We start from the raw sequence: 560 nt of genomic DNA, 5'->3' as shown, positions 1-560 counted from the left end.
ATACGCTGACGACACTCTTATCTTTGTGAAGAGTGAGAAAGCAGCAAACAGAGTGATGAAATCAATCGTGAGATTTATAGAAGAGAAGTTAGGGTTGATAGTTAATGCCGAAAAGAGAAAAGTCTCTCGCCCAAAAGAATTAAAATTCTTAGGATTTGGGTATTACTACGATTCTAAAAACAAGAGAATTCAGGTGAGACCTCATCCAATTTCAGTACAGAAATTTCAAAGGAAGCTTCGACAATTGACGAAGCGAAACTGGAGTGTTTCGTTAGACTATCGAATATTGAAACTAAAAACAAGTCATATTCGGATGGGTAAACTACTTCAGAATCGCAAATATGAAAAAAGCGACGAAACGAATCGATGAGAAGTTGCGCTCAAGAATAAGGGTAATCATATGGAAGAAATGGAAGGTTTCTAGGGAACAAATCAAGTCGCTCATTCAACTAGGAATACCCGAAGAAGAAGCGAAAGGATTAACCTACTGCCGAAAAGGGTACCGATATATCGGATTATCAAAAGTTGTTCAAAGAGCACTCTCAAACAAAAAACTAAAG

At 37.3% G+C, this 560-nt stretch carries 1 protein-coding gene and 1 pseudogene; both read left to right on the top strand.

Annotation, left to right across the window (positions count from 1 at the left end):
* On the top strand, positions 1-370 hold a 370-nt coding region (locus ACOI1C_RS22750), incomplete at its 5' end, for a reverse transcriptase domain-containing protein (RefSeq protein WP_422512901.1).
* Positions 342-560, top strand: a pseudogene (locus ACOI1C_RS22745) (group II intron reverse transcriptase/maturase); the annotation flags it as partial. The gene ACOI1C_RS22750 and the pseudogene ACOI1C_RS22745, both read left to right, overlap by 29 nt.

It is taken from the genome of Bacillus sp. DJP31 (assembly GCF_049310945.1).
Classification (GTDB): domain Bacteria; phylum Bacillota; class Bacilli; order Bacillales; family SA4; genus Bacillus_BS.
This window is presented reverse-complemented; position numbering and strand designations above follow the sequence as displayed.